Source organism: Flavobacterium sp. (assembly GCF_049240005.1).
Taxonomy (GTDB): Bacteria; Bacteroidota; Bacteroidia; order Flavobacteriales; family Flavobacteriaceae; genus Flavobacterium.
Genome location: NZ_JBMLTK010000123.1, coordinates 1 through 8,491 on the forward strand (window position 1 = coordinate 1; position 8,491 = coordinate 8,491).

General features: G+C 43.4%; 2 protein-coding genes. One reads left to right on the top strand and one right to left on the bottom strand.

Annotated elements, in window-relative coordinates:
• Positions 1 to 73 precede the first annotated feature (73 nt).
• Positions 74 to 1,294, bottom strand: coding sequence for a GTPase HflX (gene hflX, locus ACOVQQ_RS12280; protein WP_421818454.1), 1,221 nt, complete (start codon positions 1,292 to 1,294; stop codon positions 74 to 76).
• Between the two features lie 179 nt (positions 1,295 to 1,473).
• Between hflX and ACOVQQ_RS12285 the strand changes: the two genes are divergently transcribed.
• Positions 1,474 to 8,491: choice-of-anchor J domain-containing protein (locus ACOVQQ_RS12285; RefSeq protein ID WP_421818455.1), on the top strand; the 7,018-nt coding region annotated here is incomplete at its 3' end.

An 8,491-nucleotide genomic window follows, 5' to 3' on the forward strand; every position in this document is an offset into this window, starting at 1 on the left:
AAAGAAAATACGCCTTGTAATCAACTATTTAAATGATTTCTAACTTTAATTTTTACATCGAACTCACGTTAGTTTACTCTTCGACGGCGTCGTGGTAATCTGGGTACAGAAATTTATTGTACGGGAAGCGGCTGATGTGGATTTTACGAACCTCTTCGTAGACGCGCGCCCGGAAATCTTCGAAATTTTCTTTATTGACAGCCGATATAAAAACAGCGGTATCGGTTCCGTTTTCCGACATCCAAGTTTGTTTCCATTCGTCGAGTGTGTAATGTTTACGCGTGCGCTCGGTCATTAAATCGTCTTCTTCAATAACTTGATGTTTGTAGGCATCGATTTTATTGAAGACCATCAGTGTAGGTTTATCGTTACTCTTAATGTCTTGTAAAATCTGGTTTACGGCTGCAATATGGTCTTCGAAATCGGGATGCGAAATATCGACAACGTGGAGCAGCAGATCGGCTTCGCGCACTTCGTCGAGCGTACTTTTAAACGACTCAATAAGTTGTGTTGGAAGTTTTCGGATGAAACCCACAGTATCGGAGAGCAGAAAAGGCAGATTTTTTATGACGACTTTTCGGACGGTGGTGTCGAGTGTAGCGAAAAGTTTGTTTTCGACGAAGACCTCGCTTTTCGAGATGACGTTCATTAGCGTTGACTTCCCGACGTTTGTGTACCCGACGAGCGCCACACGAACCATGGCTCCACGGTTGCTGCGTTGCACCGACATTTGGCGGTCGATGGTTTTGATTTTTTCTTTGAGAAGCGCGATACGGTCGCGAACGATACGGCGGTCGGTTTCGATTTCGGTTTCACCGGGACCACGGAGACCGATTCCACCTTTTTGCCGCTCGAGGTGTGTCCACATTCCGGCAAGTCGGGGTAACAAATATTGGCATTGTGCGAGTTCGACTTGGGTTCTGGCGTAGGATGTTTCGGCGCGTTGTGCGAAGATATCGAGGATGAGATTGGTTCGATCGAGGACTTTTGCTAGTAGAATTTTCGAGATATTTTTTTGTTGCGAAGGCGAAAGTTCATCGTCGAAAATGACGGTATTGACGTGAAATTTTTGAATGTATGCGGCAATTTCCTCCATTTTTCCGGTTCCGAGAAAGGTTTTCGGATTGGGTCGTTCGAGTTTTTGGGTGAAGCGTTTAACGACGGTTCCACCGGCTGTAAATGTCAGAAATTCAAGTTCATCGAGATACTCGTTGAGTTTATCTTCGGACTGGTTTTGGGTGATAATTCCTACGAGTACGGTTTTTTCAATATCAATTTTTTCTACTTCGAGCATAATCAAATTAAGAGGTTACAAAGGTAGTGAAACAAATAGGTTTAGTGAATTGGTCCGGATAGCGAAAACTGAATAAAATCGTTAAAACATAAGTTTTTGTTAGCGCTTTCTTAAAAATGTATAAATTTGGAATCCATAAATTGAAAAATTTACCTGATTTAATTTTAAGAACTCGTTTTATGAAAAGAATTGCACTTTTGATTGCATTGTTGTTTTCTTTTGCGGGATTTGCACAATTCACGGAGACGTTTGAAAGCGGTTTTCCAGCGGGATGGCTAAAGCTAAATGCTCCGGCTGGTCCTAACTTTGGAATTGGTGTAAACCAGCAATGGATGTTAAACACAACACCCAACCCGGTTAACCCATCGGGACTTGCCGCCTATTCGGGCGCTAATGCTGCTTTGATTCCTTTGGAACAGATTGGAGCAGGCAACACCGAAGAAGACTGGATGATTACTACCCAGCTGACTGTTCCAGCGAATGGACAGTTGCGTTTTTGGACGCGACAGGCTCAGAATGGTGATCAAGGTTCAATTTTTCAAATTCGAGCTTCTTTAAATGCTACACAAGATAACCAGGCGGCTTTTCAAATAATACAGTCGTACACCGAGTCTGATTTACAAGACTTAAACGGTGATATAACGCAATATACTGAGAAAGTTATAGATTTTCCAGCTGCCTTTATCGGACAGACTGTGTATATAGCTTTTGTTCGTGTGCATACACAGCTAACGAATGCCCGTTCTGGTGATCGTTGGTTAATTGATGACGTACGGGTCCGTCCACGTTGTTCAAACCCTAACGGTTTGGACGCTTCAAATCCGCAGTCTACAAGTATAACACTTACGTGGAACAATCCGGGACTTGCAACAAGTTTTGAAATAGAAGTAGTACCTCAGGGCCAGGATCCAACAGGTACTGGTGTGATTGTAAGTGCTCCAGGCACAAACCCAACAAGTTTTAACACGGCTGGATCGCCATTAACTTTTGCTCCAGGGCAGTGTTATCAATATTATGTAAGAGCAGTCTGTGGAACTGCGCCAGATACGTTAACTAGTGGTTGGGCAGGTCCGTTTCCGTTTTGTACACTTCCTTTAGGCTCGGTTTGTGCCGATCCGCTAGTTGTACAAACATTACCTTACCAAACCGCAGGTAACACGTTGAACTTTGGCGATGAAGTAGATACTACCCAAGGAACTGGCTGTGGTGCTACACCAGCGGGAACAAATTACTTGGCAGGGAATGAGGTTTTTTACAGCTACACGCCTGATATTACTGGTAACGTTTCTATATTAATGACGCCGGGAGCAAATAACTCTTCGCTTTTTGTATATAACAGCTGTGCTGGGATTGGAACATCGTGTATTGCCGGAATTGCTAATGCACAGGGAACGCCGCGTTCGTTAGTTGTGCCGATGACTGCTGGGCAGACCTACATCATTGTTATTTCATCTAGTCAAGCCACTGCATCAATTCCTTACACTTTACTTATTCAGCGGGAAGATTGTGCGCCAAAACCTACAGCTTTAACTGCTGGAGAAATAGGATTAACCACAGCAACCTTAGGTTGGACAAGTACGGAGTTCACTTCTTGGCAAGTGGCCGTACAACCTGCGGGAACAGGAGTTCCTACGGGGGCGGGAGTAAGTGTTAATACCAACAGTTACCAACCCACACTAACCCCTGCTACCCAATACGAATTTTGGGTTCGTGCAGAATGTACCCCAGGAGGTACATCTTTCACAGGATGGGCTGGCCCGTTCTTTTTCAATACTTTAATTTGTGAAGCTTCAAATAAGTGTGATTATACCTTCCGCTTAACAGACTCTGCAAATAATGGTTGGAACGGAGCTATCATGCAAGTGCGTCAGGCTGGTATTGTGGTTGCTACACTTGGACCAACGTACACTAGTGGTGCTGGACCGGTTAACGTAACTGTAGGTTTGTGCGACGATATTCCGTTTGATATATTTTGGAGTACGCCAGGTACGCAGCCTGGGCAATGTATCCTAAATGTAATCAACAACTTTGGTCAAACTGTATTTACAAAACTCCAAAATACCGGCACTCCAGGTAGCGTACTCACAACACAACCGGTAGACTGTCAGACGCCGCGATGCGACTTGACCCCTACAGCCGTAACGATACCTGCAGCGTCTGTTGAAACAACGTTTTTAACTGTAACGTGGAGTGCTCCAGCAACTACGTCTTGGGATATCATAGTTTTGCCAGCTGGTTCTACGGCTCCTACAGCAGATTCAGTTCCTACTTTTAATGATATAACAGTTGCTGATCCAAACAACCCTTCATTTACATTCCCTGTAGGATCTCTGATTCCAGATACTGCTTACAGCGTTTATGTGCGAGTAAATTGTAATAATCCGTCGAATTCTGCTTGGGGAGGACCTGCAACAGCAACTACCGATCCAACATGTTTCCGTCCTACTACGCCACTTGTAACAGCCCCTGCGATTTCGACTCCGGGAGCAACCACAGCGTCGGCTACGTTTTCATGGACGGCGGGCGAACCAACAAATACGCTTTGGGAGATTTATGTGAGTACGGTAAACGTAGCGCCAACAGCAGCTACACCAGCTACATATACAAACATTACTACAACAACATTTACGGCAACTGATCTTCTTCCAGCGACTATCTATTACGCTTGGGTAAGAACGGTTTGTCCGGGACCAGACCCAAGTATTTGGGTGGCTTTCCCTGTCTTTAATACGGATACATGTTTTGATGCCGACAGATGTAATTACAAATTTCTTCTATCAACTGCATCTGCTGGAAACACATGGAATAATGGTCGTATGCAGGTTCGTCAGAACGGAATTGTAGTGGCTACTCTGGGTGCAACAGGTATTAATTCTGCCGCGGGAGTCACTGTAGCCCTTTGTCCGAACGTACCTTTCGATGTATTCTGGAGTGCTGCTGGAACAAACCCAGACAACATAGGATTTACTATTGTTACACCATTCAATGATGTAGAATTTACAAAACTTCCTGGTCAAGGAGCGCCGCTTACGGTACTTTATACAGGCGTTACCAATTGTAACCCACCAGCGTGTGCTCAACCAACTGCTTTAACTGCAGTTTCAAGTGCAACAAGTGCTGTTTTAAGCTGGACTGATATTTCTACTCCTCCAGCGGGAAGTTATGCGATTTATATCGTTCCACAAGGCGGACCTGCACCAACTAATAACCCTCCAACACCGCCTACAATTCCTTCTGCTACGAATCCGTTCACGATTAGTGCAGCTACTGGATATGCATTGCAGCCTTCAACAGCTTACACTTATTATGTTAAGGCTATCTGTTCGCCTACTGAGAGTAGCGCTTGGACTATCCTGAATCCGCATACATTCATCACTAAACCAATCAACGACGAATGTGCAACTGCACTGCCTGTTACTGTAAATAGTGGACAGATTTGTGCTCCAGCGAATAATGTACTAGGTAACACTTACGGCGGAACTGCAAGTACTCCTGCCGCAAATGCTGGTCAAGGTTGCGGAACAATCGATGATGATATTTGGTTCAGCTTTGTTGCTGGTCCTTCTGGAACACAAACAATCAATATCAATAATGTTGATATTACACCAACTAGCGCTCGAATTCATCATAGCGTTTTCTCGGGAAGCTGCGATAACTTAACGCAATTATACTGTAGTACTGCTTATAGTACAAATGCAACTGGACTTACACCGGGACAAACTTATTATGTTCGTGCATACACTAGCGGAAGTGCAGCTACTCAAAGAGCTACTTTCGAAATTTGTATAACATCACCTCCAGCAAACGACAATTGTTTGGGCGCAACTAATGTTCCTGTAAATCCAACTTGGACTTGCGAGCCTTCATTTAACGTTGCGGGAAGTACTCTTGGCGCAACAGCATCTACTCCTCCAGCAGCAGCTGGTGCAGGATGTGGAACTGCTGACGACGATGTTTGGTTCTCTTTTACTGCAACCAGCCCAATTCATGTAATTAACATCAATGATATCGTGGGTACATCTGCCAATGTTGCACTAAACCATAGTTTATTTACTGGCAATTGCGATGCCCTAACTCAAATTTATTGTACGACGCAAACTACAAGAGTTGCTACAGGTCTGACTGTAAATCAAGTATATTATATCCGCGTTTATACTTCTGCTTCTACCGCTGGTGCCTCTGCAACATTTAATGTCTGCGTAAATACGCCTCCACCTCCTTCAGGAAACGACACTTGTGCAACAGCTATTCCAACTCCTGTAAATCCTAGTTCAGTGTGTAATCAAACCGCAACTGCAAACTTAATTGGTGCAACACCAACGGGTGGAAACCTTCCTGCGGGCTGTGTTGGAACTGCCGATGATGATGTATGGTTTAGTTTTGTTGCAACTTCTACAACACACTTCATACAACTTTTGAATATTGAAGGTACAACCACGAATTTAAACCATGCAGTTTACACGGGAACTTGTGATGGTCTAGTTTTCCGCTATTGTTCTGCGGCAGATAGTCTTATCAGTAATGCAACAAACTTTATTGTTGGACAAACCTATTATGTTCGCGTGTGGTCAAATTCAAATATTCCTCAAGCAGTTGAATTTGATCTTTGTGTTCGTTCGATTTCAACTTGTGATAGCGCAGAACCGTTCTGTGGATCGTCACCAGACGAGCCTTACATCTACGCAAACACTACGGGAGTAACATCTACAGGTCAGATTGCTTGCTTGTTCACTACACCAAACCCAACCTACTACACGTTAAACGTTGGACAAAATGGCCCACTCGTATTTAACATTCTTCAAAATACGCAGTTTGACGCCGAAGGGAATCCGACGGGAAACAACCTGGACGTAGACTTTGTAGCTTGGGGACCTTTCGATTCGCCTGAAAGCTGTAATGAAATTGTTTTTGGACCTTGTGCCCCTACGCCTTGTCCTAACAACACTACGAATCCTGCATTTTATCCAGAAGGAAATATTGTAGATTGTAGTTACAGCGGTAGCTTTACTGAAACACTTACCATACCAGACGCTCAAATTGGACAATTTTATATAATCTTGATAACCAATTTCAATGGTCAAGCCGGTTTGATTAGATTAGTACAAACAAACTTCAATGATGCTGACGCGGGAGAGACTATTTGCTGTAATGTTGGTCTCGGACCAGACATTGAAGCGTGTGGCGACTCAATTACATTAAATGCTATTGAAGATGTTCAGGATGTTAACAACGTTCCATCTACTTTCGAATGGTTCTTGCTTCCATCTACCACACCAATTCCTGGCGCAACTTCGGCAACCTATGTAGCTACTCAATCTGGAACTTACCGCGTTGAGGGTAATTGTGGATTAAATCCTGTTTTCGACGAAATTGTTGTTACGCTCGGGCCCGCAATTAATGTAACTACCCCAACTGAATATGTAAAGTGCGACTCAGACGCTACACCTGGACAAGCTACTTTCGACTTCGATGCTGTCAAAGCAACGGTTTTAGGAACGCTCAATCCAGCAGATTACGTGATAACTTCACATAATAGTCTTGATGCAGCAACAGATGACATTGGCGATTTAGGACTATCCGGAAACCAATTATTATCTTCTGGAATTATATACATTCGTGTTGAAAGTACAATTTTGTCCACATGTTTTGCAGTAGTACCTGTTACTTTTACGGTAACGGATGCTCCTAGCGCAGCTTTTGCCTATAGTTCAACTTCGTTCTGTCAAGCAAATGGTGCTTTCGCAGAAATTACCACGGCACCAGAAGCTTCAACGGCCTACTCTGCCGAGCCTGCTGGTCTAGTATTACAACCGTTAACAGGAGCTATTGATCTTGAACTTAGTCAGCCAGGAACGTATACAATTAAAAACACCATTGCAGCTACAGAAACTTGTGGAGAAATTAGCGCAACTGTTGAAGTCACAATAATTGATGCGCTGTCTCCTGAATTCTCTTATTCTCAAACAGCATATTGTAAGAATAACCCAAATCCGCTTCCTATTCTAGAAGAAACTGCAGGCTTATTTACAGGTACTCCCGGATTGGTGATCAATAGTGCGAGTGGTGAGATTGACTTAGCGGCAACGCCTCCCGGGACTTACACGGTAACAAATACTATCGCCGCCAATGGGGCATGTCAAGAAGTTTTTGACACTTTCGAAGTAACAATCAATCCAGTACCAGATGCAGCATTTACTTATAATGCAAGTGAATTTTGTAATACTGCAGCAAATCCATCACCTTCGGTCGCTATTGGTCAGTTTACATCGTTACAAGCAGGACTAGTAATTAACTCGACAACTGGAGTTATAGATCTAGCAACTTCTACTCCTGGAAGCTATACGGTTCGCCATACGATCAGTGCTACCGGCGGCTGTGCGGAAGTTTTCGCTGACTTCCCTATCTTTATAACTCCGGGAACACAGGCAGATTTCACCTATTCTTCTACTGAGTATTGCGGTAACAGTAATTCAATTACTCCAATCTTCGGCAACGGTGCAGTTGCTGGTACTTTCACTTCAACTAATGGGTTAGTAATAAACCAAAATACCGGTGAAATAAACATTCAAGCTTCTACTCCTGGAACTTATACAATTACCAATCTAATACCTGCTGTTGGTGGCTGTGGAGCTGATTCTGCCAACTTCACGTTAACCATTACTGCGCCTGTGACTGGAACTATATCTTACGGTGATGCTGCATTTTGTAAGAATTCAACTTCTGAACAGATTCAAAATCTACCCTCAGCCTCTGGAACGTTTAGTGCACCTACAGGATTATCAATAAACGCTTCTACTGGTGAAATTAATCCGTCTACAAGTAATCCAGGAACCTATGTTGTTACATTTTTAGTGCCTGGCGACTTTGGTTGCGCAGATTTTATTACTACGGTTGAAATAACTATCATTCCCGAGTTCGACATTACATTCGAATCTGGATGTGAAAACAATTTATATATTGTTCGTGTGCTTCCTGTTGATGAATCATTTGATTTAGCTAGCAGCAACATCGAGTGGACTAGTACGGGAACATTTGTACCAACAGCAGAAGAACATGTAATTACTGCTACTTCTGAAGGAACATTTACTGCTAAAGTAACCACTGCAGATGGATGTTTTACCATTGAATCTATAAACATTGAAAACATCGGTTGTATTATCCAACGTGGTATTTCACCGAACAACGATGGTGCTAACG

Bases quoted from the DNA above. Each gene is read 5' to 3' on its own strand.
- hflX (WP_421818454.1), bottom strand. From the start codon at position 1,294: ATGCTCGAAGTAGAAAAAATTGATATTGAAAAAACCGTACTCGTAGGA.